At 44.5% G+C, this 25,451-nt stretch carries 19 protein-coding genes; 6 read left to right on the plus strand and 13 right to left on the minus strand.

Translation table 11 applies throughout. The features are described 5' to 3' along the window. From pgmB to JHD69_RS06110, 3 genes are all read right to left on the minus strand, one after another. Complete coding sequence (pgmB, locus tag JHD69_RS06100) at window positions 1-651, minus strand: beta-phosphoglucomutase (RefSeq protein ID WP_199138361.1); 651 nt, start codon at window positions 649-651, stop codon at window positions 1-3. Between the two features lie 5 nt (window positions 652-656). Continuing rightward, window positions 657-2,501, minus strand: a complete 1,845-nt coding sequence (locus JHD69_RS06105) for a glycoside hydrolase family 13 protein (RefSeq protein ID WP_199138363.1) — start codon at window positions 2,499-2,501, stop codon at window positions 657-659. Window positions 2,502-2,636: 135 nt separating this feature from the next. Then, entirely contained in the window at window positions 2,637-5,546 is a 2,910-nt protein-coding gene (locus JHD69_RS06110; protein WP_199138365.1) for a TonB-dependent receptor, read from the minus strand. Between the two features lie 193 nt (window positions 5,547-5,739). Between JHD69_RS06110 and JHD69_RS06115 the strand changes: the two genes are divergently transcribed. From JHD69_RS06115 to JHD69_RS06125, 3 genes are all read left to right on the plus strand, one after another. Continuing rightward, window positions 5,740-8,172, plus strand: a complete 2,433-nt coding sequence (locus JHD69_RS06115) for a penicillin acylase family protein (protein WP_199138367.1) — start codon at window positions 5,740-5,742, stop codon at window positions 8,170-8,172. Between the two features lie 3 nt (window positions 8,173-8,175). Beyond that, window positions 8,176-8,526, plus strand: a complete 351-nt coding sequence (locus JHD69_RS06120; protein WP_199138369.1) for a hypothetical protein — start codon at window positions 8,176-8,178, stop codon at window positions 8,524-8,526. A gap of 72 nt (window positions 8,527-8,598) precedes the next feature. Then, window positions 8,599-9,585, plus strand: coding sequence for a LuxE/PaaK family acyltransferase (locus JHD69_RS06125; protein WP_199138371.1), 987 nt, complete (start codon window positions 8,599-8,601; stop codon window positions 9,583-9,585). A 109-nt stretch (window positions 9,586-9,694) separates the two neighbouring features. Here JHD69_RS06125 and tyrS read toward each other — a convergent pair whose 3' ends face one another. Then, the gene (tyrS, locus tag JHD69_RS06130) at window positions 9,695-10,981 is read right to left on the minus strand and encodes a tyrosine--tRNA ligase (protein WP_199138373.1); all 1,287 of its coding nucleotides are present in this window, start codon (window positions 10,979-10,981) and stop codon (window positions 9,695-9,697) included. Window positions 10,982-11,062: 81 nt separating this feature from the next. Here tyrS and JHD69_RS06135 point away from each other — a divergent pair, with 81 nt between their 5' ends. From JHD69_RS06135 to dapA, 3 genes are all read left to right on the plus strand, one after another. Next, window positions 11,063-11,800, plus strand: a complete 738-nt coding sequence (locus tag JHD69_RS06135) for an ACP phosphodiesterase (protein ID WP_233165740.1) — start codon at window positions 11,063-11,065, stop codon at window positions 11,798-11,800. 80 nt (window positions 11,801-11,880) lie between these two features. Then, on the plus strand, window positions 11,881-13,893 hold the full coding sequence (gene ligA / locus JHD69_RS06140; protein WP_199138375.1) for an NAD-dependent DNA ligase LigA: 2,013 nt from the start codon (window positions 11,881-11,883) through the stop codon (window positions 13,891-13,893). 105 nt (window positions 13,894-13,998) lie between these two features. Then, window positions 13,999-14,886: a 4-hydroxy-tetrahydrodipicolinate synthase gene (gene dapA / locus JHD69_RS06145; RefSeq protein ID WP_199138377.1), complete on the plus strand. Its 888-nt coding sequence runs from the start codon at window positions 13,999-14,001 to the stop codon at window positions 14,884-14,886. Window positions 14,887-15,115: 229 nt separating this feature from the next. Here the strand turns inward: dapA and JHD69_RS06150 are convergent, their stop codons facing one another. From JHD69_RS06150 to JHD69_RS06190, 9 genes are all read right to left on the minus strand, one after another. Beyond that, window positions 15,116-15,292 carry a histone H1 gene (locus JHD69_RS06150; RefSeq protein WP_199138379.1) on the minus strand — a complete coding sequence of 59 codons (177 nt, stop codon included), beginning with the start codon at window positions 15,290-15,292 and terminating at the stop codon, window positions 15,116-15,118. A 254-nt stretch (window positions 15,293-15,546) separates the two neighbouring features. Continuing rightward, entirely contained in the window at window positions 15,547-16,791 is a 1,245-nt protein-coding gene (locus tag JHD69_RS06155; RefSeq protein ID WP_199138384.1) for an aminotransferase class I/II-fold pyridoxal phosphate-dependent enzyme, read from the minus strand. 154 nt (window positions 16,792-16,945) lie between these two features. After that, the gene (gene ftsZ, locus JHD69_RS06160; RefSeq protein WP_199138385.1) at window positions 16,946-18,595 is read right to left on the minus strand and encodes a cell division protein FtsZ; all 1,650 of its coding nucleotides are present in this window, start codon (window positions 18,593-18,595) and stop codon (window positions 16,946-16,948) included. Window positions 18,596-18,724: 129 nt separating this feature from the next. Further along, entirely contained in the window at window positions 18,725-20,080 is a 1,356-nt protein-coding gene (ftsA, locus tag JHD69_RS06165; RefSeq protein ID WP_199138387.1) for a cell division protein FtsA, read from the minus strand. A gap of 25 nt (window positions 20,081-20,105) precedes the next feature. Next, complete coding sequence (locus JHD69_RS06170; protein WP_199138389.1) at window positions 20,106-21,179, minus strand: cell division protein FtsQ/DivIB; 1,074 nt, start codon at window positions 21,177-21,179, stop codon at window positions 20,106-20,108. Then, window positions 21,172-22,524, minus strand: a complete 1,353-nt coding sequence (gene murC, locus JHD69_RS06175; protein WP_199138391.1) for a UDP-N-acetylmuramate--L-alanine ligase — start codon at window positions 22,522-22,524, stop codon at window positions 21,172-21,174. The genes JHD69_RS06170 and murC overlap by 8 nt, the downstream gene beginning before the upstream one ends. 89 nt (window positions 22,525-22,613) lie before the next feature. Continuing rightward, the gene (gene murG, locus JHD69_RS06180; RefSeq protein WP_199138393.1) at window positions 22,614-23,723 is read right to left on the minus strand and encodes an undecaprenyldiphospho-muramoylpentapeptide beta-N-acetylglucosaminyltransferase; all 1,110 of its coding nucleotides are present in this window, start codon (window positions 23,721-23,723) and stop codon (window positions 22,614-22,616) included. 76 nt (window positions 23,724-23,799) lie between these two features. Beyond that, complete coding sequence (locus JHD69_RS06185) at window positions 23,800-24,171, minus strand: four helix bundle protein (protein ID WP_199138395.1); 372 nt, start codon at window positions 24,169-24,171, stop codon at window positions 23,800-23,802. A gap of 103 nt (window positions 24,172-24,274) precedes the next feature. Beyond that, window positions 24,275-25,450, minus strand: a complete 1,176-nt coding sequence (locus JHD69_RS06190; protein ID WP_199138396.1) for an FtsW/RodA/SpoVE family cell cycle protein — start codon at window positions 25,448-25,450, stop codon at window positions 24,275-24,277. Window position 25,451: the final 1 nt, after the last annotated feature.

Here is a 25,451-nt window from a genome sequence, read left to right on the forward strand (position 1 = left end):
TTATAAATTCTCTAATTTTGCTAAAGTCATCTCAAATAAACCTTCTACAACCAAATCTGCACCTTTTAACACTTCGGGCTTGCCAATGCCTATGGCTTTCATACCGCCGTTTTTGGCCGCTTGTATACCTGCAATGGCATCTTCGAAAACCACGCATTGGCTGGGTGGCACATTCAGCTCCTGAGCTCCAACCAAAAACACTTCCGGATCGGGCTTAGACTTGCTTACCTTGTTGCCATCAACCAGCGCATCAAAAAGGTGTGTAATCCCTACCTGGCGCAAAATGGTTTCAGAATTTTTGCTAGCCGAGCCCAAAGCCGTTAAATAATGATTGGCCTTTACCAGTTCCAAAAATTCCTTAGCTCCCGGTAAAATCTCCCGGGGAGTCATTTTGGTAATCATCTCTACATACCATTCGTTTTTGAGCGTGGCCAGCTCCTGCATTTCTGCATCGCTTTTGCTTACGCCACCCCAATTTAGTATTATTTTTAACGACTCTATCCTGCTAATGCCTTTTAGTTCTTCATTTTGTGCTTCGGTAAAGTCGAAGCCTAACTGATTGGCCAATCGGCGCCAAGCTTTATAATGATACACAGCGGTATCAACGATAACCCCATCGAGGTCGAAAATGCAGGCTTTTGGTTTAGACATATTTTTTATTGCAGTTCAAATATATAAGTTGTTTTGGCAGGAAGCTGTATGTTCCCTATCGGAATTTTTTGACCCGAAATAATATTACGCAAACTTTGATGCGTACCGATGCGCTCGGCAAAGCGGGCTGTTTCCAAGTTTTCGGCCTGCTCATTGCTGTTCATAACTACCATCACTGTTTTTTGGTTATCGTATCTGAAATACACATAGATGCCTTTTTCGGGTACAAACTGCATCAGTTTACCTGTTTGCAACACGGAGTTGTTTTTACGGTAATTGGCCAGTTTCTTTACAAAATCGAAAGCTTCGTTTTCTTTGGCGCTTCGGCCTGAAGCCGTAAATTTATTTACTTGATCAGCTGGCCAGCCTCCGGGAAAATCTTCGCGCACCAAGCCATCCGGGTTGGAAAAATTCTTCATCAGGATTTCGGTGCCATAATACATTTGAGGAATGCCCCGGAGCGAAAACAACAGAATAATTCCAGATTTGAACTTGTCGAAATCTTCGCCAACCACCGAATAAAACCTGCTGATATCGTGATTATCCAGAAAAAGCACATTACGGGTAGGATCTTTATACTGATAATCGCTGGCCAAGGTAGTGTAAAGCCTGTTTACGCCATCTGTCCAGCCGAATTTGCCATTTAAGGCTTCGTTGATGGCAAAATAGGTCTGGAAATCGGTTACACCCTGCAAACCCGTATCGAAATGCTGGTTTACCGTACTGCCTTCGGTAAAAAACACCTGGTTCGGAATACCATTCACCCACGTTTCGCCAAAGAAGGTAAATTTTGGAAACTCCCTGATAATCGCTTTGGCCCATTCGGCCATAAAAACCTTGTCGTTATAGGCATAGGTATCGAGCCTGAAGCCATCCAAGCCCGCATATTCGATCCACCAGATGTGGCTTTGGGTAATGTAGTTCTTCACCAAGGGATTTTGCTGATCAACATCGGGCATGTGGTGGTCAAACCAGCCGTCGGTCATTAATTTGCGGTCGGCTTTCGAGGCGTAGGGATCGAAAAGGGTCTGGTCTTTATAAGTTGTACCCGTATATTTTGGCCATTGGTGAAACCAGTTTTTGGCTGGCGGGTCTAAAAACAGGAAATGCTGGTCGCCGATATGGTTGTGTACCAAATCCTTGATCATTTTCATGCCTCTTTTGTGGCACTCGGTTACCAGTTGCCGATAAAGTTCGTTGGTGCCCAACCGGCGGTCTACCCTGTAATTTTCGGTAGCGGCATAGCCGTGATAAGAAGTTTTGAACTCGTCGTTTTCCAATACCGGGTTAAGCCAAAGCGCGGTTACCCCCAGCTCTTGCAGGTAAGGCAAATGGTTGATAATGCCCTGCAAATCGCCTCCGTGCCTGTAATACATCGAATCGCGGTTGAAGCCCTGGTCTTTCATTCCTTTGACCTGATCGTTGCTGGCATCGCCATTGGCAAAACGGTCGGGCATAATCAGGTAGATGAAATCTTTATTGCTTACGCCCGTGGTGTGGTTGGTTCTGGCTTTGAGCTCGTAGCTATAGCGAAGCGAGGTCTTTCCTTTTTCGGAAAAAACCAGTTCGAATTTACCGGGCTTTGCCTGCGGGGAAATAGACAAATTCACAAACAGGTAATTGGGATTGTCTACTTTTTGTACACTGACTAATTTAACCCCAGGATAGGCGCTGATGCTCGCGCTTTTCTGACCCATCTGCTGGCCCCTGACCAATAATTGCAAGGCCGGATTTTTAAAGCCTGTATACCAATTGGCAGGTTCTATCCGCTCGATAGCCGGAAGCTGCGCAAAAAGCGAAGTCAGCGGCAAAAGGAACAAAAGACAAAGGAGCAAGATCTTTTTAGTCATCAAAAAAGAAACGAATGGTTAGCAAGGCTAAAGTGTTAATTTTTACATTAAAACCAAAGCAAATTGCAAAATAATATTGGGCAATAAAAAAGCCCCCCGGTTTTCGGGAGGCTTTTCAAATCAAATATAAATCTACTATGGATTAAACGTAAACGATAAATAATACAATGCTCCAACTGATGGGTTACCAAAAGATGTAGTATAGTATTTATTCAAGATGTTTGAACCGCCCAATTTAACAATCGATTTTACAGATGGCACTTTGAGGTTAACCTGTGCATCGAAAGTGGAATAAGATGGTACGTTTCCTGTGGCAAAGGTTGAGTTCCACAAGAAAGCATCCTGCCAACGGTACTGTACGTTGAAACCGAAGTTTTTAACGATTTCCCTGCTGCCGATACCTGCATTAAATCTCCACTCTGGCGTGTTGAAGTTGTTATCGAAATTAGCTGGCAAATCGGTTAGTTTGTTGTACGAGGTATTTCCGTTGAAGTTGAACTTGCCTACTTGATAATCCAATCCGATAGCGGCGCCATAGGCTTTTACCTGATCAGCTACGTTTACCGGAACGCTGAACTTCACTGCCGTAGTAGTTGGGTTTTGGTACAAGTTAACACCACTGATGAAATCTTTGTAGATGTTGTAATAGGCATAAGCATCGATCAGCAAGCTTTTGGTGGCCAATCCTTTGTAGCCGATCTCAAAAGATTTTACGCTTTCTGGACGAAGGCCTTTGGCATCGAAAGTATAAGCTTGCAGCAAAGCCGGATTTGGCGTACCACCGGCTACAGAAGCCAAGAATGCCCTGTAGCTGGCTTCGGTTACCGCTTTGTTGGTATTCAGGTTGTATTTATTGATCGACTCTGGCAAACCACCAATTAAACGGGTTGAACCGCCGCCTACGGCCAAATCAATGTATTGGTCTTGCGTAGTTGGATTACGGTAACCTGTTTGGAACGAGGCCCTGATGTTGTTGTTTGGTGCTACGGTCCATACGCCGGTTACGCGAGGCGTTAACCTGCCTTCGAAGTTTTTGCTCTTGTCGTAACGGCCGGCAACGGTCATTTTAAATTTGTCGCCAAATTTCTTGCCCAACTGTGCAAATGCGCCATACTCATCGATGGTGATATTGCGGTTGGCATCATCAAAGATAGTACCGTCAGAATGCAGGAAATAATCGCGGTAAGAAGCACCAACCTGAAACTCTACTACGTTGTTAAACAAGCTAGAGAAGTTGTACATACCTTCGTAGTGATACAAATTGGTTTTATCATTAAACTTGGCACCATTAGCCGGACCAATCGTTTTAGAAGTGATGGCATCTTTAGCGGTTTCGTAACCTGGTGTACCTGGCATTAAACGGCCAATATCAGCCTGAGATCTTGCAAATGCATGGGCAGCCACATCCGATTGTCCGCCAGCTCTTGCACCAATGTAGTTGCCAATATATTGTGGAAACCAAGTCGTTGAAGGCTTCCAGGCCTCGTTAATAAATGTACCCAAAATGGTAGCGTTGTAGGCATCGCCAGAACGCTCTTGGGTAGTATAAGCCCTCAAGAAGAAATCTTGTCCTTTCAATTCCAATTTATACTGGCCGATTTTGAAGTTTCTTAAAGAATAACGGTCTGTACCAGTATAAACCGAAGTACCCGTTCCCCAGTTGGCCTGGGCTATGGCTTCAACGGTGTTGTTAAATTTGTAGTGCAACGAAGTGGAAGTTTTGAGCGATTTAGTATCGTAATCAACCAAATCAGTTTCGGCATAGCCTGTTCTTGATACAAATTGGTTAGGCAACAAGCCTGGCACCCTTAATCCGATATAAAAAGGCAGGTAGTTTTGTACAGCTGGCCTTAAGGCTGCCGGCAAACCAGCCAAGAAAGCCGCCTGTTGGGCAGCCGATGGCGCACCAGTTGCAGGTACACCCATGGCACCAAATGCACCGTCCATGGTATTTTTGATATTTGGAATAAGCCCACCACTAGCCGTTGCAATACCGGCAATGGTTTGGTTTTGTACGCTTTGCGAAACATTGATCATGTTTTGGCTGATCTCATCGCCATATACGTTTACACCATCATAGTTAGGGTCGCTATTCCTGTCGCCATTTTTTAGCTGACGGGCAACACGGTCAAAGTTACGGGTATCGGTAGCGGCCCAGTCTTTAGCCTGCAGGAACGAGAACGAAGTTTTGAAACCAAATTTATTGTTCCATGATTTAGCCATGCGAACATCCAATTGCTTAAACTCCTGAACACCTTGCGAGGTTTGATTGTCGTTTACATGGTTGATACCGGTTTTATATTGGAAACTGGCACCTTGGTACTGATAAGGATTTTTTGAAGTCATCAACAAAGTACCGTTGGTACCACCGGCACCATACAAAGCCGAAGCTGCGCCAGGCAAAAGCTCTACGTTATCTACATCCAGTTCAGATAGGCCAACGATATTGCCCACTGAGAAGTTAAGACCGGGAGCCTGGTTGTCCATACCGTCAATATATTGGTTAAAACGCACGTTGCCATTGGCATTGAAACCACGGGTATTTACCGATTTAAAGGTTAAACTTTGGGTACTCATCTCCACGCCTTTCAGGTTGTTCAACGCGTCGTAAAAAGAAGGGGCTGGAAGCTCTTTTAAAGCTGCCGAGCTGATGCGCTCTACAGAAACCGGAGATTCTAAAATTCGTTCCGGCGTTCTCGAGGCAGAAATCACCACTTCTTGACCCAAAATCGCACCACTTTCTAGTTCGAAGGTCAAATTAGCCGCATTTCCGCTCACTTCTTTTTCAATCGAGGCAAAACCGATATAAGAAACCACAATGCTAAAAGGTGGTTTTTCTGTAGTAGTGAAGGCAAACTGGCCTTTTGCATCGGTTGAAGAGCCAACTGTTTTTCCCTTAATGGTTACGCTTACCCCAGGAATAGGCTCCTTTGTGGCCTTGTCTGTAACCGTACCACTTACTACTATGCTCTGTGCATACGCTCCAACACCAGTTGCCAGCAGTACGAAAAGCATAAAAATGATTTTAGTAAAGATTTTATTCATACTTAAGTAGTTTATATTTGTTTATCACATAAACTTAATACAAATTTTCTTACTAACAAATTCTATTCTGCAGAAAATTTACTTCGCAAAATCTAATTTGATTGTAGCGGGATTTATTTTTATATGTAAATTGCAGGCTAAGTTTCTACCGATGAAACCGAGCAAAAACCAAATAACCCCTTAGTTCACAGCAATGAAGAAAGTTAAAGCCCTGATCTGTGTCATCATACCCATTCTATTGGCCTACGTTTTTAACACCAAATTTGGCGATACGCCACCGGTTCTCAAGTTCCTGAACCCTTTTACGGGCTTTTGGCAAAATGCCGAGAGCAACATCGTTACGGCTAACAAAAAAATCGTGCTTAAAGGTGCGCAAGACAAGATTGACATCCTTTTCGACGACCGGATGATTCCGCACGTATTTGCACAGAACGACCATGATCTTTACTATGCGCAGGGCTATGTAACTGCCATGCACCGCTTGTGGCAGATGGATTTTCAGACCCGATTTGCTGCCGGAAGGATTTCGGAAGTAGTGGGCAAAAAAGCCATAGAGGTTGACCGCTACCAGCGCCGCATGGGTATGGTTTATGGTGCCGAAAATTCGCTGAGAGGCATGATGGCCGACCCCAAAGCCAAAGAAATGATCATGGCTTATACCGATGGAATCAATGCCTATATCCGTTCTTTAAACAGGGCTAACCTGCCACTCGAATATAAATTATTGGATTTTAAGCCTGAAAACTGGACTCCTATCAAATGTGCACTACTGCTCAAGCAAATGTCGGCTGTGCTGGCCATGGGCTCAGACGAGTTTTACATGACCAACATCCTCAAAAAATTTGGGCCAGAAGTAACCAAAGACCTTTTCCCGGATTACCCGTTTAAGGAAGATCCGATTATTCCGGTAGGCACCAAATGGGATTTTACGCCTTTGCCAATTCCGCAAACGCCCAACAGCTTTACCGAAATGATGAGCACCAATATCAAAACCAAGCAAAAGGAAGAAGGCATTGGCAGCAACAACTGGGCGGTTTCTGGAGCTAAAACAGCATCAGGCTATCCTATTTTGGCCAACGACCCGCATCTCGACCTCACTTTGCCTTCTATCTGGTACCAAATCCAGTTGCATGCGCCTGGCGTAAATGCCTATGGGGTTTCTTTGCCTGGGGCACCGGGAATCATCATCGGTTTTAACCAAAAAATTGCCTGGGGCGTAACCAATGTGGCCGCCGATGTACTCGATTTTTACCAAATCAAATTCAAAGACAACAGTCACAAAAGCTATTGGTACAACAACCAGTGGAGAGATACCAAACCTCAGTACGAAAAAATCAAAATCAGGGGTTCTGCTACCGAAATCGATACGGTTTTTTATACCCATCATGGTCCGGTTGTTTACTTTAACAAACCCAGCTATGGCAAAGCTGCCAATGTTCCTGTAGGCAGTGCCTTGCGCTGGATCGCCCATGAGGAATCGAACGAGCTTATGACCTTTTACTACCTGAACCGCGGCCAGAACTACGCCGATTATAGAAAGGCATTGACGTTTTATACCGCACCGGCCCAGAATTTTGTATTTGCCAGCGCCGATAATGATATCGCCATTACGCCAAACGGCAAATTCCCGCTAAAATGGAAAGACCAGGGCAAATTTATTTTAGACGGCTCCGATCCGGCCTACGATTGGCATGGCTGGATACCTGCCGACCAAAACCCAACGGTTAAAAATCCACCGCGAGGCTTTGTTAGCTCGGCCAACCAATCTTCAACCGATCCATCCTATCCTTACTATATCAACTGGGAATTTTCGCCATACGAACGGGGCAAACGCATTAACGATAGACTCGCCGTTATGACCAAAGCCACCGTTGACAGTATGCGCAACCTGCAAAGCGATTCGTACAGCATTACCGCACAAAACCTATTGCCATCGGTTATGCCCTTGGTCAATGCGGCGCAGCTCAATGCCACCCAAAAGGAAGCTTTCAACTACATGGGCAAATGGAACAAGTTTTTTGATGCCAAATCGGTTGCGGCCAGCGTATTCGATTTGTGGCTAAAGCGATTGGATAATGATATCTGGGATGACGAATTTACCGTAGCCAATATGCCAATGCGCCACCCATCGAGAGACCGCACCATCGAACTGATCCAGAAAGATCCGAACGCCAAATGGTTCGATAACGTGAAAACCAGCCAGAAAGAAACTTTGGCCGACCTGGTTAACGAATCGTTCAAATTTGCCTGCGACAGCTTGGAAAAAAAATACGGCCCGATTGGCAAAAACTGGGCATGGGCCAACGTTAAGGGCTCCAATGTACCTCACCTGGCCAAAATACCTGGCTTTGGCTCTAAAAAGCTGATGATTGGCGGCGCCAAAAGTACGGTTAATGCCTTGAGTGAAACCAATGGCCCTTCGTGGCGCATGGTCATCGAGCTGGGCAAAATGCCTAAAGGCCACGGAGTTTATCCTGGCGGGCAATCGGGCAATCCCGGCAGCCCGTTTTACGACAACATGATCGATACCTGGGCACAAGGCAAGCTCTACGATCTTTTATTTATGCAAAGTCCCGACGACCGTACGGGCAAAATAATCTCACATTACAAAATCTCTAAAAAATAAGACATGGTTTTTATCGTCGTTATTATAGCTTCTTTTTTACTGCAAATGGTGATGCCTTGGTGGGCTGTTATCGTGATTTCTTTTGCTACCTGCGGTTTGATTGGCAAAACAGCCCGGGTATCTTTCTGGCAGCCTTTTTTGGCCATTTTAATTTTGTGGATCGGCATGGCCCTGCTTAAAAGTATCCCCAACCACCACGTATTGGCCACACGCGTTGCCGAAATGATTGGAGCCAAGCTTTGGCCGGTGGTGCTGGCCGTTACAGGCCTGCTTGGCGGACTGGTAGCCGGAATTAGCGGCTATTGTGGCCATCATTTTAGAAAAACGCTTATCAGCATGAAACCCAAGGCCTAGATAGGTCTGTAAAATGTGGCTTCCTGCCTTTAAGCCCTCGGCCATTTAGCTCTTTTTTTGTACTTTTGCGCAGTGAATACTCCAGATCCTGCGCAAATATTTGCTATCGATAACCCAACTGCATTTGAGCAGGCGGCACTGGCCGTTTTCAGGCATCAGGCCGAACATTGCCCCGTTTATCGAGATTACATTCGTTACCTCAACATCGCTCCGGCAGCAATAAACAGTTACCTGCAGATTCCTTTTTTGCCGATCAGCTTTTTTAAAAGTCACGATGTAGTCAGCACAGCCGATCAGCCCGAAATCGTATTCAGCAGCTCGGGTACTACCGGGCAAACCACCAGCAGGCATTTGGTAAGCGACGTTAAAATTTACGAACAGAGCTTTAACCTGGCTTTTGAACAGTTTTATGGAAATCCCAAAGACCTTTGCATCCTGGCCCTGCTTCCGTCTTATCTAGAACGCGAAGGCTCATCATTGATTTACATGGTTGATGACTTGCTCAAACAAAGTCAACATCCCCAGAGTGGTTATTTCCTGCACAACCTGGAAACCCTGAACCAAATCTTGCTGGCACTTAAAGCCAGCAGGCAAAAAACCATTTTAATTGGCGTTACTTATGCCCTGCTCGATTTTGTAGAAAGCTTTCAGTTGGATTTCCCAGAACTGATCGTGATGGAAACCGGAGGGATGAAAGGCAAAAGAAAGGAAATGGTAAGGGAAGAATTGCACCAGATTTTAACGGCTGGCTTTGGCGTGAGTCATATCCATAGCGAGTACGGCATGACTGAGCTGTTATCGCAAGGTTATTCTTACGGCGATGGTATTTTCAATTGCCCGCCTTGGATGAAGATCTTGCTGAGAGATACTTCAGATCCCCTGAGTTTGCTCGAGGGCAAGCAAAGCGGTGGCATCAACGTAATTGATTTAGCCAATATTAACTCTTGCGCTTTTATCGCTACACAAGATTTGGGCAAAGTTTATCCCGATGGAAGTTTTGAAGTGCTCGGACGTTTCGATAATGCCGATATCAGAGGCTGTAATTTGCTGGTACAGTAAGTTTTCTAACGGAAAAAATTAAAAGCCACAGATTAACAGATAAAATCTGTTAATCTGTGGCTACTTTATATCTATCGAATTTTCACAGGCAGGAAACACGAGCAAAAAACTATCCCGCAATGATCAGGAAGTAGTTTCTTTTACCTTTTTGCACAATGATAAACTGGTCGTTGATCAAATCGGCAGTAGTATATTGTGTAGATGGTTCAGCTATTTTAACCTTGTTGATGCTTAATCCACCACCTTGAACCGTTTTTTTCACCTCGCCTTTTGAGGGAAAAATAGCTGTTTTCTCGGCCAACAAGCTAGCCGCATCTATGCCTTCGGCCAATTCGGCTTTCGAGATGTTAAACTGGGGCACGCCTTCAAACATTTCCAATACGCTTTTCGCATCCAGGGTTTTCAGGAAATCGAGATCGCCGTTGCCAAACAAAAACTCGGAAGTTTTAATGGCGGCCTCCAAAGCTTCAACAGAGTGGGTTCTTACGGTAATATCTTCAGCCAAGGCTTTTTGCAGGATGCGCAAATGTGGTGCGGCATCATGCTCCTGCTCCAGTTTTTCGATTTCTTCTTTGCTTTTCAGCGTGAAAATCCTGATCCAGGCTTTTACATCGCTATCCGAGGCATTAAGCCAGAATTGATAAAATTTATACGGTGAGGTTTTTCCTGCATCCAGCCACACTGCACCGCTTTCGGTTTTGCCAAATTTAGTGCCATCGGCTTTTTTGATCAGTTGCGTAGTGATGGCATAAGCCGTACCGCCGTCTTTTCTCCTGATCAGTTCGGTACCGGTAACAATATTGCCCCATTGATCCGAACCACCCATTTGCAAGGTACAGTTGTGGTTTTTCCACAAATAGTAAAAATCGTAGCCTTGCACCAACTGATAGCTGAATTCGGTAAAAGACATGCCTGTTTCGCCTTCTAAGCGTTTTTTAACACTGTCTTTGGCCATCATGTAGTTCACGGTAATGTGCTTGCCTACATCGCGTATAAAATCCAAAAAGGTGAAGTTTTGGAACCAGTCGGCGTTGTTTACCATTTGCGCGGCATTGGCGCCTTCGCCAAAGTCTAAAAAGCGACCCAGCTGTTTCTTTAACTCGTTTAAGTTATGGTTTAAAACCTCCGAGGTCAACAAATTCCGTTCGGCCGATTTGCCAGAAGGATCACCCACCATGCCAGTAGCACCGCCAACCAAAGCAAAAGGCTTATGTCCTGCGCGTTGGAAATGGATCAAGGTCATGATTTGAGTCAGGTGGCCTACGTGCAATGAATCAGCGGTCGGATCAAAACCGATATAACCGGCGCACATGCCTTCATTCAGTTTCTCCTCGGTATTGGGCATGATGTCATGCAGCATTCCTCTCCAGCGTAATTCATCAACAAAATTTGTCATCGTCTACTTATTTTAGCCTGCAAAGATAATTTTTTACGCCTAATTTTTCAGGTTTCCAACGCCATTTTTCTCTGCTCAAAAATGACATTCGTCCGTTTTTGGACCATTTTGCTTTCTGCCCAGAAAAACTATCTTTACGAGATGAACTTTTTGTCGCATTACTATTTTGACCGAAACAGTACCAACCCAAACTTGGTGCTCGGCACCGTATTGCCCGATCTGGTGAAGAATGCACATAAGGACTGGAACTTCTACCCGCAGAAAAACGAAGCCTTGTTTATAGCCGACAAACAACAGCATCAACTGTTGCAGGGCTGGAAAAGGCATTTGGCCGTCGACGCCGTTTTCCATTCTTCCGTTTTTTTTTACACGGAAACCGCCAAACTCAAACAACTGCTTTTGCCTATACTTGGCGATAGTCCGGTACGCCCCTCTTTTTTGGTCCATATCGGTCTGGAACTGCTGCTCGACCATTTGTTGGTGACCAACCGTACCATAAACACCAATGCTTTTTACGGACATTTGGAAAAAGTAGACGATGAAGTTTTGCTTCATTTTCTTCAACAATGCCGCTGCACAGACACCGATAGGTTCTTCGGCTTTTTCAACAGCTTTAAATCGAGCAGATACTTGTTGAGTTACCAGAAGCTGGAAAACATCAGCTATGCCTTGCAAAGAATCTGCATGCGACTGTGGACTCACCCGTTTAGCGAAACAACGGTTGCGTTGCTTACCGAGCAACTGGAAGTTTATAAGACAATACTCGAAAAAAACTATCTTTCGATATTTGACGATATTGAAAAGAGACTGAAAGTGTAAAGCGACTTGCACTTAGCGTTTTGTAGGATGCCTACAAATCTCATTTCTCACATCTCAATACTAATAATTATCTTTGTTTCATGTCAATTTTTGCGGTAAAAGAACAAATGGATGCACTGGTGGCAGAGCTGAACCAGCATACCTACAATTATTATGTATTGGCCATGCCCACCATTGCCGATTACGAGTTTGACAAGAAATTGGAAGAACTGGCCAAACTGGAAAAAGAATATCCAGAATATGCCGACCCCAACTCCCCTACCCAAAAAGTAGGTGGCGACGTTACCAAGAACTTTATTACCGTACCCCACCGCTGGCCCATGCTTTCGTTGGGCAACACCTACAATGAGCAAGACCTGCGCGATTTCGACGAACGTGTTAGAAAAGCCATAGGCGATGATTTTCAATATGTTTGCGAACTCAAATTCGACGGCCTTTCGATGAGCCTTACTTATGAGAACGGTATTTTGGCCAGGGCAGTGACCCGTGGCGATGGCACGCAGGGCGATGATGTAACCACCAACATCAAAACCATCCACACCATTCCGCATCGCTTACGAGGTGAAGATATTCCCGAGGTTTTCGAAATCAGGGGCGAAGTTTTCATGCACCGTGCGGCTTTTGAACGCCTCAACAAAGAACGCGAAGAACTAGGCGAAGTACCTTATGCCAATCCGCGCAACTTTGCGGCCGGCACTGTTAAAATGCAGGATTCGAAAGAAGTACGCAAACGTCCGCTCGATTGTTTTCTTTATGCCTTTTACAGCGACAAACCGCTGTTCAAAACCCACTGGCAAAGTTTGGAAACCGTTAAAAAATGGGGCTTCCATGTTTCGGAGCACAGCCGCTTGGTAGCGAACATAGACGAAGTACTGGCTTTTATCGCCCAGTGGGAAAATGAACGCTTCAAGCTCAGCTATGATATTGACGGCATCGTGATCAAGGTAAACAGCTATGCCCAGCAACAGGAATTGGGTTTTACCGCCAAATCGCCACGCTGGGCCATTTCTTACAAATACAAAGCCGCCGAAGTACAAACCATACTTGAAAAGGTAACCTACCAGGTGGGGCGTACGGGAGCCGTTACGCCGGTAGCCAACCTCAAACCGGTGGTATTGGCCGGTACCACGGTAAAAAGAGCTACCCTGCACAATGCCGACGAAATCAAAAGGCTCGACTTACACGAACATGATACCGTTTATGTAGAAAAAGGGGGCGAAATTATTCCGAAAATCATCAAGGTAAACCTCGATAAAAGAGTATCGGATGTAGCCATCGAGTACACCACCACTTGTCCGGAATGTGGCACCGAGCTCATCAGAAAAGAAGGCGAAGTAGCTTTTTACTGTCCGAACGACGAGGGCTGTCCGCCACAAATCGTAGGCAAAATCCAGCATTTTATTGGCCGCAAAGCGATGAACATTGATGGTTTGGGCGACGAAACCATCGAAACCTTTTACCAAAAAGGCCTGGTATCGCACATCAGCGATTTGTATACCTTATACGAGAAAGCCGACGAGCTCAAAGCCATTGAGCGTTTTGGAGAGAAATCGATCGACAATATGCTGAAAGGGATCGAAGCCTCTAAGCAAATGCCTTTCGAAAAGCTTTTGTTTGGCCTGGGCATCCGTTATGTGGGTGAAACCGTTGCCAGAAAACTGGCACGTGGCGTAAAAAACATCGACAATCTGGCTAAGGCTTCGGTAGAAGAACTAACGGCCATCGACGAAATTGGACAGCGCATTGCCGAAAGCATACAAGAATACTTCAGCAACGAAGAACACCTGCAGCAAATCGAACTGCTAAAAGCAGCCGGACTGCAATTTGAGATTCAAGAAAATGCAATAATCCTGCAAAGTGATAAATTAAACGGAAAAACATTTGTAATTTCGGGTGTTTTTGAAAAACATGGTCGAGAGGAACTTAAAACCATCATCGAAGAAAACGGAGGCAAGATTTTGAGTGGTATTTCTGCTAAACTAGACTACCTCGTTGCCGGCGATAACATGGGCCCGTCCAAACTCGAAAAGGCAAAAAAGCTAAATGTGCCTTTGATCAGCGATGAGGAACTGTTGGCGATGCTTGCTGAATAAAGAAGAGAATGCTAGAAGGAATGATTGATTTTTAGGCAAATGGATATGGAAACAAATCCATTCGCTCATTCAAAAATCAGCTATTCAATAATTATATAAACAAAAATGAACAAATTTCACGGAACTGGTGTGGCTTTGGTTACACCTTTTAACACAGACGGAACGGTTGATTATCAGGGTTTGAAAAAACTGATCAATCACTTGGTTGATGGAGGTATTGATTACCTTGTATCATTAGGTACAACAGGCGAAACAGCCACATTGAGCAAGGACGAGAAGAAGAAGGTGTGGGATTTTACCGCTGAAATTAACAACGGCCGCTTGCCCTTGGTAGCCGGCATTGGTGGCAATGATACGCTAAACATTGCCGAAGCCATTAAATCGTTTGAAAACAACCAATACAGTGCCGTGCTTTCGGTAAGTCCTTATTACAACAAACCTACGCAGGAAGGTATTTACCAGCACTATAAATATTTGAGTGAGCAAAGCGAGCTGCCCATCATTTTGTATAATGTACCAGGCCGCACAGGAAGCAATATGAGTCCAGAAACAACCTGCAGACTTGCCCACGATTTCAAGAACGTTATAGCCACTAAAGAAGCCTCGGGCAGCTTTGACCAGTTTAACCAGATTATGCGCGATAAACCGGCGGACTTTATGCTGATTTCTGGCGACGACCCGATTGCCTTGCCCATGATTTCGATTGGTGCTGTAGGCGTAATCTCGGTAGTGGGCAATGCCTTGCCTCAACAATTGTCGGGCATGGTTAGATTGGCCCTCCAAGGCGATTACAAAGCCGCTTTGCCAATGCACCTCAGTTTATTGGAAATTACCCGATTGATGTTTGCAGAAGGCAACCCTGCTGGCGTTAAAGCAGTTTTAAAACAATTGAATATCTGTGGCGATGAGGTACGCCTGCCCTTGGTAAAAGCTACTGAAGCACTGAATAAAAGCCTTGCCCAACAAGTAGAAAACCTACTGAGCCTGGCTTAATTGCCGACAGCTGGAACAATACAAAAAGCGCCTCCATAATGGGGCGCTTTTCTTTTAAAATAGCTTGTTTTAGCTACACAAGAACAGATTTTTCGTTCATAGCCTTATTGTTTTCTAAGGATGGCAAATCCCGGACCGTCAAAGTCGAGATGGCATATACGGCCCAAACATGAATGCATAAAAAAAGCGCCTTGGTAATGGGCGCTTCTTTTTTTTCAATGGCTTAAGACTAAGCTTTGTTTTTAGTTTCTTGGATCTCTAAACGGATGCTTTGAGCTAAGTTTTTAAGATCTTGCATACCTTTACGTACACGAGTACCAGCTGCACTGTTAGATTTGTTGTAGAATTTGTCAGCATCAGCTTCTAAAGCTGCAACAAGTGCCTTTACTTCATTAAATTTTTTCATTTTTAAATTACTCCTTTTAGTTTTTTTTAAGGTTTTGATTAATACTCTCTTACTAAAGTAAGATGTTTATTCTAATAAAAAAACTTTTGCAACAATAAAAAAAGGCTTTCAGAGCGGTTTTTTTCCACATTTTAAGTGGTTATAAACAAACCTGCACGCTCAAAAATTAGCTATAAAGCTGATTTACAGCTAATTAAATAAATTTCAAAAAAAAATGCCCTCTAATGTACATTGAGGGCATTTTTCTGTGTTTTTTATTCAGTTGCCGAGAACTTGTTCTCTTTATAGTAGCCCTTTTTCAGTTTTTCTGCCACTTCGCTAAAGGCATCGAGGGTTCTTTGTACGTCTTCCATGGTATGTACGGCGGTCGGAATTAACCTCAGCTCGATCATTCCCTTTGGTATAACCGGATAAACTACAATGGAACAGAAAATTCCATAGTTCTCGCGCAAATCCATGGTCAGGGCCGTTGCCTCTAGCAATTCTCCTTTTAAGAACACCGGGGTAACTACTGTATTGGTTACACCGATATCAAAACCACGCTCGCGCAGACCTTGCTGCAAGGTAGTAGCCACTTTCCACAGCTTCTCTCTCAACTCTGGATTGTTCTTTAACAGCTCCAAACGCTTCAGCAAACCGATTACCATGGGCATTGGCAAGGCTTTGGCAAAAGTTTGCGAACGCATGTTATACCTGAAATAGTTGGTCAGTTCTTCGGTAGAAGCAACAAATGCGCCAATACCTGCCATAGATTTGGCGAAAGTGGCAAAATATACGTCAACGCCTTCGATACAGTTTTGGGCCTCGTGCGTACCTGCGCCAGTTGGGCCCATGGTACCAAAGCCATGTGCATCATCAATCAGCAAACGGAAATTGAACTCTTTTTTTAAATCGATCAGCTCCTTAAGCTTGCCTTGCGCGCCCGACATGCCGAAAACGCCTTCGGTAATGACCAAGATACCGCCACCGGTTTGTTCAACCAGTTTACTGGCTCTTTCTAACTGTTTGCGTGCATCTTCAATATTATTGTGTTTGTACACAAAGCGTTTGCCCATGTGCAGCCTCAAGCCGTCAACGATACAGGCATGCGATTCGCCGTCGTATACGACCACATCATTCCTATCCAATAAGGCATCGATAATCGATACCATGCCTTGGTAACCAAAGTTCAACAAAAACGCATCAGGCTTGCCTACGAACGCGGCCAATTCCTGTTCTAATTGCTCATGGTATTTAGAATTTCCCGACATCATACGGGCGCCCATTGGGTAGGCCATACCAAAATCGATTGCACCTTGCTCGTCGGCCTTTCTTACTTCTGGGTGGTTAGCCAAGCCCAAATAGTTGTTCAAGCTCCAAACCAAATGTTCTTTTCCCCTGAAATTCATATGAGGTGCAATTTCTCCTTCTAGTTTTGGGAAAGAAAAATATCCGTGAGACCATTTCTGGTGTTGCCCGATTGGGCCCATCCGCTTCGCTACTTTTTCAAAAATGTCCAATGTAATATATTTTAATGTGATAGAGTTTTTTTATTAATCCGGCAAATTTACGCTTAAAATCCCTATTTAACAACGGGTTAAGCTCAATTAAAAAGCAAAAAAAAGCCTTAGCAATAATTATTTGCTAAGGCCGATCTATTATGATTTTGGTCTATTAGTCAACGTTGTCGTGTAGAAAAGAGTTGTTAGGCCTAATTTCGGTTGTTCCGTCTTCGTCGCTGCTCAAGGTAAACCTTGACACTTGCGATTCTGACGAGTGTTGGATTTGCTGCAACTGCATTTGCTTGCGTTTGTAAGCTGGTTCGTTTTCCAGCTCCTGCAAACCATTGGTGGTACGCAATTTCATGCTCAGGTCTTTTAACCTTAAGATGCGTTCTTTCGATTTTCTTAATTGCTCTTCAATCGAATCATCGTTTTTATGGTCGTCGGCCCCTACTACTGGCTCTGGTTCAACCGGCTCAGGCACAGCAATTTCTTCTTGTTCCAATTGGGCAACCGGTGTTTCGAATACGAAATCGGTTTCGGCCAATTTCACTTCGAACTCAAAGCCTGGCTCTTGTGGCTGGGCTTCGGCCATTGGTGCTTTTTCTTCTTCTACCAACTGGTGAACGATGGTTACGTCTTCAGCTTCCTTAGCTGCAGTAGGCCTGTTCATGTTAAACAAATCGCCAAACAAATCAGACTGCTTAGGTTCTTCCTGAACTTTTAGCACCGGCTCGTCGCTTACCGGAGCAGGTTTAGCCTCGATAAAAGAGTTAACAGGTTCTACAGGCTTTACCAAAGGTGCCTCTTCAGGCGTTAACAGCGAAATCTTTTTGATGTTTTGTCTGTCTTTGGCTCTTTGCTCGGTGGTTTGGAAACCCGTGGCAATAATGGTTACCGACAGCTTGTCTTCCAGGTTTTCGTCGATACAGTTACCCCAGATCAGATCGGCCGACAAGCCTGCTTTGTCCTGGATGTAGTCTGTAATTACCGTTACCTCGTCCATGGTTACCTCGCGCAGGCCAGAACTGATGTTCAACAGGATATATCTTGCGCCTTCAATTTCGTTGTCTTTAAGCAATGGCGAAGCCAAAGCACCTTCTACAGCAGCCAAGGCACGGTTTTCGCCTTCAGCCGAATGGCTACCCATAATCGATACGCCACTGTCTTTCATTACCGTACGTACATCTTTAAAATCGACGTTGATATAGCCAGGCACGGTAATGATCTCGGCAATGCCTTTGGCGGCAGTTGTTAAGATATCATCAGCCTGTGCAAAAGCCGAACCCAAGGTTAGGTTGCCGAAGATTTCACGCAGGCGGTCGTTGGAGATCACCAAGTAAGAATCCACGTATTTCTTGAGTTCTTCCAACCCGTCGTCAGCCTGCATCTTACGGCGCTTGCCCTCGAAGGCGAAAGGTGTAGTAATGATGGCTACGGTCAGGATATCAAGTTCTTTGGCCGCCTGGGCAATAATCGGACTGGCACCTGTTCCGGTACCGCCACCCATACCCGCCGTAATGAAAAGCATTTTAGTGGTGCTGCCCAGCATGGCTTTGATATCGTCTATGTTTTCGATAGCCGAATTCTTACCCACTTCAGGAATAGAGCCAGCCCCCATGCCTTCGGTTAAGCTAGAGCCTAACTGTACTTTATTGGGAATGGGACTAAATTCTAAAGCCTGTGCATCAGTATTACAGATAATAAAGTCTACACCCGTAATTCCTTGACGGTACATATGGTTTACCGCATTACCTCCACCGCCACCAACACCAATAACTTTGATAATTGACGACTTATCTTTTAACATTTCGAACTTCATATCGTTATGAATCAGTTGTTTAAAAAATTATAATTCTCTGTTCATCGCTTCTGTAATATTAACACTTTTTTAACAGTCGTTTTCCACAACTGTTAACAATGTGGAAAAATCCCAAATTGTGGAAAAATATTACGGCTTGATGTAGTCTTCGTCGCTCACATTCATGTCGTCTTTGATAAATTCTGTTGTTTTTCTCAACAATTTATCAAACAAGCCGCCACTGCGTTTGGCTTTTTCCTTGGCAACCGGTTGCTCAACAAAAACGCCCGGCTGTTTCATTTCTTCCAATAATTCTTCGGCTTTTTGAATGCCTTTGATCAATAACCCCACACTGGTGGCGTACATTGGGCTCTTCAAATCGTCGTAAATGGTTTTGGGCATTTCTTCGTATTTAGACAAGTGCTCGTTAGGGTAACCTACACGGCAGTCTAAGCCGGTTACATATTCTACCAGCTGGTTCAAATGCTTCAACAAAGCACCACCACCGGTAATCACTACGCCACCAATCAGTTTTTTCTCGTAGCCAGAAGATTTGATTTCGTAGTAAACGTGCTCAACGATTTCTTCCATACGGGCCTGGATAACATACGCTAAGTTTTTTACCGAAATTTCTTTAGGCTCCCTGCCACGCAGGCCAGGCACGCAGATGATTTCGTTTTCTTTGTTTTCTTCGGCCAACGCAGAGCCGAAACGGGTTTTTAACAATTCAGCCTGGTTGCGCATCACCGAACAGCCTTCCCTGATGTCTTCGGTTACGCTGTTGCCACCAAATGGAATCACAGCCGTGTGGCGGATAATGCCTTCGTGAAAGATGGCGATATCGGTTGTGCCGCCGCCAATATCAACCAGGCAAACGCCGGCTTCTTTTTCTTCGTCGCTCAACACCGACTCCGAGGAAGCCAAAGGCTCTAAAATAAGCTCTTGGGTTTGCAAACCTGCATTGGTTACGCAGCGCATAATATTTTTAACCGCAGTTACCTGTCCCGAAATGATATGGAAATTGGCTTCTAGGCGTACACCGGCCATACCAATCGGGTCTTTGATACCTGGTTCGTTATCGATGGTAAACTCTTGTGGCAATACATGGATAATCTCTTCTCCGGGAGGCATAACCAGCTTGAACATATCGTCAATGAGCTTATCGATATCTTTTTTGCTGATTTCGCTGTTGAGTTCCCTGCGGGTTAAAATACCACGGTGCTGCAAACTCTTGATGTGCTGCCCCGCAATACCCACGTTAACCACCCTGATTTCGACATTCGATTGGCTGCTGGCCAGTTCTGTGGCTGCGGCAATGCCCTGTACCGTTTTTTGGATGTTGGAAACCACGCCACGGGTAACGCCCGCCGATTCGGCTTTGCCAATGCCCAAAACCTCAATTTTATCGTGCTGTGTTCTGCGTCCCACAATAGCACAAATTTTCGTTGTACCAATATCTAATCCTACTACGATTGGAGATTGAATGGTAGATTTGTCTTTGCCCATAACTATATAATTTTGTTGAGTTTACTTATTTATTCTTCTTGGTATCCGTCTTTTCTTTTGTTGCTGCCGGCTTTGGTTTTTCTTTAGCCGCTGTTGTTGCAGCTGTTTTAACCGGTGTCTTTTCGGCTGGCTTAGTCGCTGCAGGCTTGTTTGTGGCCGCTGCAGCTGGTTTTGGTACTACCGGCTTTGCCGTTGGCGCAGACGAAGCGGCGGCAGCCTTTTTAATTTCGTCTTGTATACTGCGCTTTATAGCCGAGTCAATCGCTTTGCCAGCCAAGGCTGTACTATCGACCTGCACTGGTTTTGCTTTTTTTACCGCCAACGAATCGTACTTTTCGCATACGATTTGATTGGTATACTTGAGGTTGATCGTTTTATAGGCATTCCAGCCTACAGTAGGCATGGCCTGCTTGTAAAATGCCAAGAGGTTGTTCATCTTGGTTTCGAGCGAATCGGCATTGCCCAAAATAATCCTTTGGTTACCCACACGAGGCACCAATTCTATATCGTGTTTATCATTTACAAAGAGCTGCTCGATCTGCGCATCCCACAGGGTATCTTTTTTCATGAACAGGGCGGCCTTGTACAAATCGGCACCCATTGGGGTTAGCAGGGTATCGACCTTGCCGCTAAAGCCTTCCAAAATATTGCCCGATGCCACCAAAACATTGGCCGTAAAGTTTGGCGACATTGGCATTTTCAAACCGTTACTGTCAATGTAATAATCCTGTCCGCCCGCATTAAGCACTCTTAGCACAGGCTGGCGTTGTTTGATGGCTACCTGCAAAACCCCATCCATATCCACAAAAACCTTGGCAAAGGCAATGTAAGGGTTGGCTTTTAGGGTTTCTTCTATTTCGTGGATGTTGATTTGTTCGAGATTGCGACCAACCAACTGTCCTTGTCCCTGTTTTAATAAGGCATCGATTTCTTCTCTTTCGATAAAGTTATCGGCACCCGGGATCAATATTTCTACCTTCATGCATTTTACCTCGCGTTTTTTGACCGAGATAAAACTCATGAGCACCACCACCCCTGCCAGGCAAACCAGCCAGGCAAAGCACTTCAATATCATTTTCCAATTCACGCTCCTAAGCATGGCCCAAGACATTTTTTAGTGGTTCTACCAAGGTATCTATATCGCCTGCACCAACCGTCAAAAGTAGTTCAGGTTTTTTATTCTTTATCGCTTGCACCGCCAAATCTTTTCCACATATTTCTTTCTGTGGTGCCGTAATTTTATCCAGTAATAATTGCGAATTCACTCCCGCAATAGGCAATTCGCGTGCCGGATAGATTTCCAGCAGCATCACTTCATCGGCTGTGCTCAAAACTTTTGCAAAATCAGCTGCAAAATCGCGCGTGCGACTAAACAGGTGGGGCTGGAACATCACCGTCAGTTTCTTGTTGGGATGCAGCTGTCTTACCGCATCAAAACAGGCCCTCAACTCTTCCGGGTGGTGCGCGTAGTCATCTATATACACATGCGAGGCCGTATTGACAATGGTTTCGAACCTGCGTTTTACGCCTTTAAATGTTCCAACCGCTTTTTTTACTGATTTGGGATGGATGCCCAAACTCAGTGCCACGCCAATAGCCACGGTTGCATTTTCGACATTATGTTTGCCCGGCATGGCCAAGCTGATGTCTTTTATAGTGGTATAGCCGTCTTCGAAATCGAAAACGAAACTGCCATTTTCTACACGGATGTTGGTGGCCTTGATTGCCGCTGCTGCTGTTGCGCCATAGGTAATGCCTGCTAAAGGCAGCCCGTCTTTTACAAACAGCTTTCCATCTTCTTTTAGTTGGTTCGCAAACAGGCGGAAAGATTCCTGCAGGTGGCTTTCGTCGCCGTAAATATCCAAATGGTCGGCATCCATGGAGGTAATTACCGCTACATCGGGATGCAGGGTAAGGAAAGAACGATCGTATTCGTCGGCCTCAACCACCACCACATTGTTTTTGCCAAACAACACATTGCTGTTGTAATTGGTGGTAATGCCTCCCAAGAAAGCGGTACAGCCAAAACCGGTATCGGTAAGGATATGCGCCACCATTGACGAGGTGGTGGTTTTGCCATGGGTACCCGCCACGGCAATGCAAAACATGCCTTGGCTAATGATGCCCAATACTTCCGAGCGTTTCTTTAAATCAAATCCTTTGGCTTTAAAATATTGCAGGATATTCGAATCTTTAGGGATGGCTGGCGTGTAGACTATTAAAGTATCGTCATGCTTGTCGTGAAAACAAACCGGCACCGCCGATTCTTCATCCAAATAAGAAATCAGGATACCTTCGTGTTCTAAAGCAATGGTAAGACTGGTACGGGTTTTATCGTAGCCACAAACTACCACGCCACGTTTGGCAAAATAACGGGCAAGCGCACTCATACCGATCCCGCCGATACCTATAAAATACACTCTGTTGATGTTTGCCAATTCCATTTTATTTGTTGGTTGGTTAGTTAGTTTGTTGGGTGTTTGGTCATTTCACCTTCAACTTTCTACTTTTAACTTTCTACTTTTAACTTTTTCTACTCCTTACCCGCCAGTTTTAACACCTCTTCTGCTATAATCGTGTCTGCTTCTGGCAAGGCCATTTTTCCAATATTTTCGCTCAGCGTTTCGCAACGTGCGCCGTCTTTTAATAGTTTCAAGGCTTCGGCCACCAATATATCCTCAGCCGAGCGATCGTTCACCATAATGGCTGCATCGTTTTTGACCAAAGCCAATGCATTTTTAGTTTGGTGATCTTCGGCTACGTTTGGTGATGGCACCAAAATAACCGGCTTCTCAATGAGGCAAAGCTCTGCGATGGTTCCCGCTCCAGCTCTCGAGATAATCACATCAGCGGCTGCATAAGCCAAATCCATTTTATTCAAAAACTCCAGAATGCATACATTGGGATGATAGGCAGTCGTTAAGCGTTCTATAATTCCGTTGTAGTAAAACTTGCCGGTTTGCCAAATTACCTGCACATCTTGCGCAATAATTTCTGGCAAGTGTTTTTCGATACTTTTGTTCAGTGTTCCGGCGCCCAAGCTGCCTCCGGTTACCAAAATGGTTTTCTTTAAGGGGTCGAGCTTCAACAATTCTGCCCCGGCATGGTGCTTGCCTGTTATATCAACAATATTTTTTCTTACCGGGTTTCCTGTTTTCAGGATTTTATCGGCTGGAAAGAATTGCTCCATCCCATCAAAAGCCACGCAGATTTTGGCCGCACCCTTGCCTAATAGTTTATTGGTGATGCCTGCATAAGAGTTCTGCTCTTGAATGAGGTAAGGTATGTTTTTGAGCTTGGCCGCATACAACAACGGACCAGACGCATAGCCCCCCACACCCACTACGGCATCGGGTTTGAAAGCTGCAATCAGTTTCATGGCCTTGCGCACGCTCGAAAGCACTTTAAACGGCAAGGCAAAGTTTTTTAAAATCGATCCACGCTTAATCCCACTGATATTTAAACCCACAATTTTATATCCGGCTGCAGGCACTTTCTCCATCTCCATTCTTCCCTCTGCACCAACAAAAAGGATTTCGCAATTGGGCGAAATGTTTTTAAGCGCATTGGCAATGGCAATGGCGGGGAATATATGCCCGCCTGTGCCACCTCCAGATATGATAATTTTTGGGAAATTATTCATGCTATGTTTAATTATTGAATGCGTGAGTTTTGAATGATTAAATGTTCATGCAAGCTCAACCCACTACTCTCTATTTTTATTTATTACTCACTGTTTTTCTCGCTTTTGCCAATATGGCTAATATTTCATTTGCCTCTTTTAGCAGCCTATTTGCATTTGCATTATTAGCAATATCAGCAGCTATTAAAATTTCTAACCAAAAAGCAGTTTCATCTGCCTCTTCTATAGTCACACTTAATTTAGAATGAAATTCTGCTTTAGATCTACTTCTGCATGCCGCTCTATAGTTTGCTCCAACCGATGAAGAAGACCTCATAAATTGGCGTCCTATAATTCTTGATTCCTCTGTTTTGGGCATTACCTGATAAAATTTTATAGCGTCTAAAACAAATGTTTTTGTCCGAGCCTTCATCACATTAACAAAATCCAATTTTTCGTTATTTTCCATATCCCCACATTTATAATTTATTAATTGACAATTCAATCTTGCTATTATTCCATTTTACCATTCACATGCTCTAATTCATTCCTTCAATCATTCAATCATTCTATCAGGCCATCGCCGGTATTTCGCCGATGATCACTTTTTTCTTTTTTTGTGTACTGTGTTCTTCTACGTCTTTGCTTACACTCAAAATAATACCAAAGGCAATACTTGTAAAGATCATCGAGGTACCGCCCATACTTACCAAAGGCAAAGGAACCCCCGTTACTGGGCCCAAACCAACAGCCACGGCCATATTGGCAAAGGCCTGAATGGTGAGACTAAAACTTAACCCGGCCGCCAACAAGGCCCCAAAGGCCTTCGGACTTCGCGTTACGATACGCACGCATCGGTAAAGCAAAACCAGGTAAAGCACTACAATAGCCAATCCGCCCACAGTTCCATATTCCTCAATAATAATGGCGAAAATAAAATCGGAATATGGATGTGGCAGAAAATTACGTTGCGTACTGTTGCCTGGCCCTTTACCAAACAGGCCACCAGTGGCCAAAGCTATTTTAGATTGATCGGCCTGGTAGGTTTTGTCTGAATGCTGCTGTTCTGGATGCATAAACGCATTGATACGCGACTTATAGGTTTCCCTTCTCGGGCCCAAGAATACCACAAACAACAACAACACTACACCACCCGCACAAACGGTTAAAATCTGCTTGATGCTGATCCTTCCAATAATCAGCAATAAAATACTCACTCCAAACAACATCAATGCTGTTGAAAGGTTGGCTAAGGCAATTAAAATAAAGACCACGCAAACCGATCCCATAATCGGAATAAAGGCATTCTTAACGTCCTTGATGTTTTCTTGTTTTTTGGTCAGCATCCTAGCCAAAAAAGTAATCAGCGCCAGTTTGGCCAAATCCGAAGTCTGGAAGGTCAAACCAATTAAAGGTACCTGTACCCAACGGGCGGCACCATTGATCTGTCCGCCAAAAACCAGCGTATAAAGCAACAAAGGCAAAGTAATGATCATGAGCACCTTAGAAATGCCCGCATAGTATTTATAGTCGAGCAGGTGCGCAATGTAGATCATGGCAATACCCAAAAGCACAAAAATAACGTGCTTAAAAAGCAGGTATTTTTCTACGCTTATCCCTTTTCGGTAAGCAATTGCACCGGTAGCGCTATAAACCACCATAATAGAAACCATAGACAACATGATGATGATCAGCCAGATCCACCTGTCGCCCCTTGTTTTTGCCAGAAGTGCCTTAACGTCAAACATA

This window comes from Pedobacter sp. ASV12 (assembly GCF_016429155.1).
Lineage (GTDB): Bacteria > Bacteroidota > Bacteroidia > Sphingobacteriales > Sphingobacteriaceae > Pedobacter.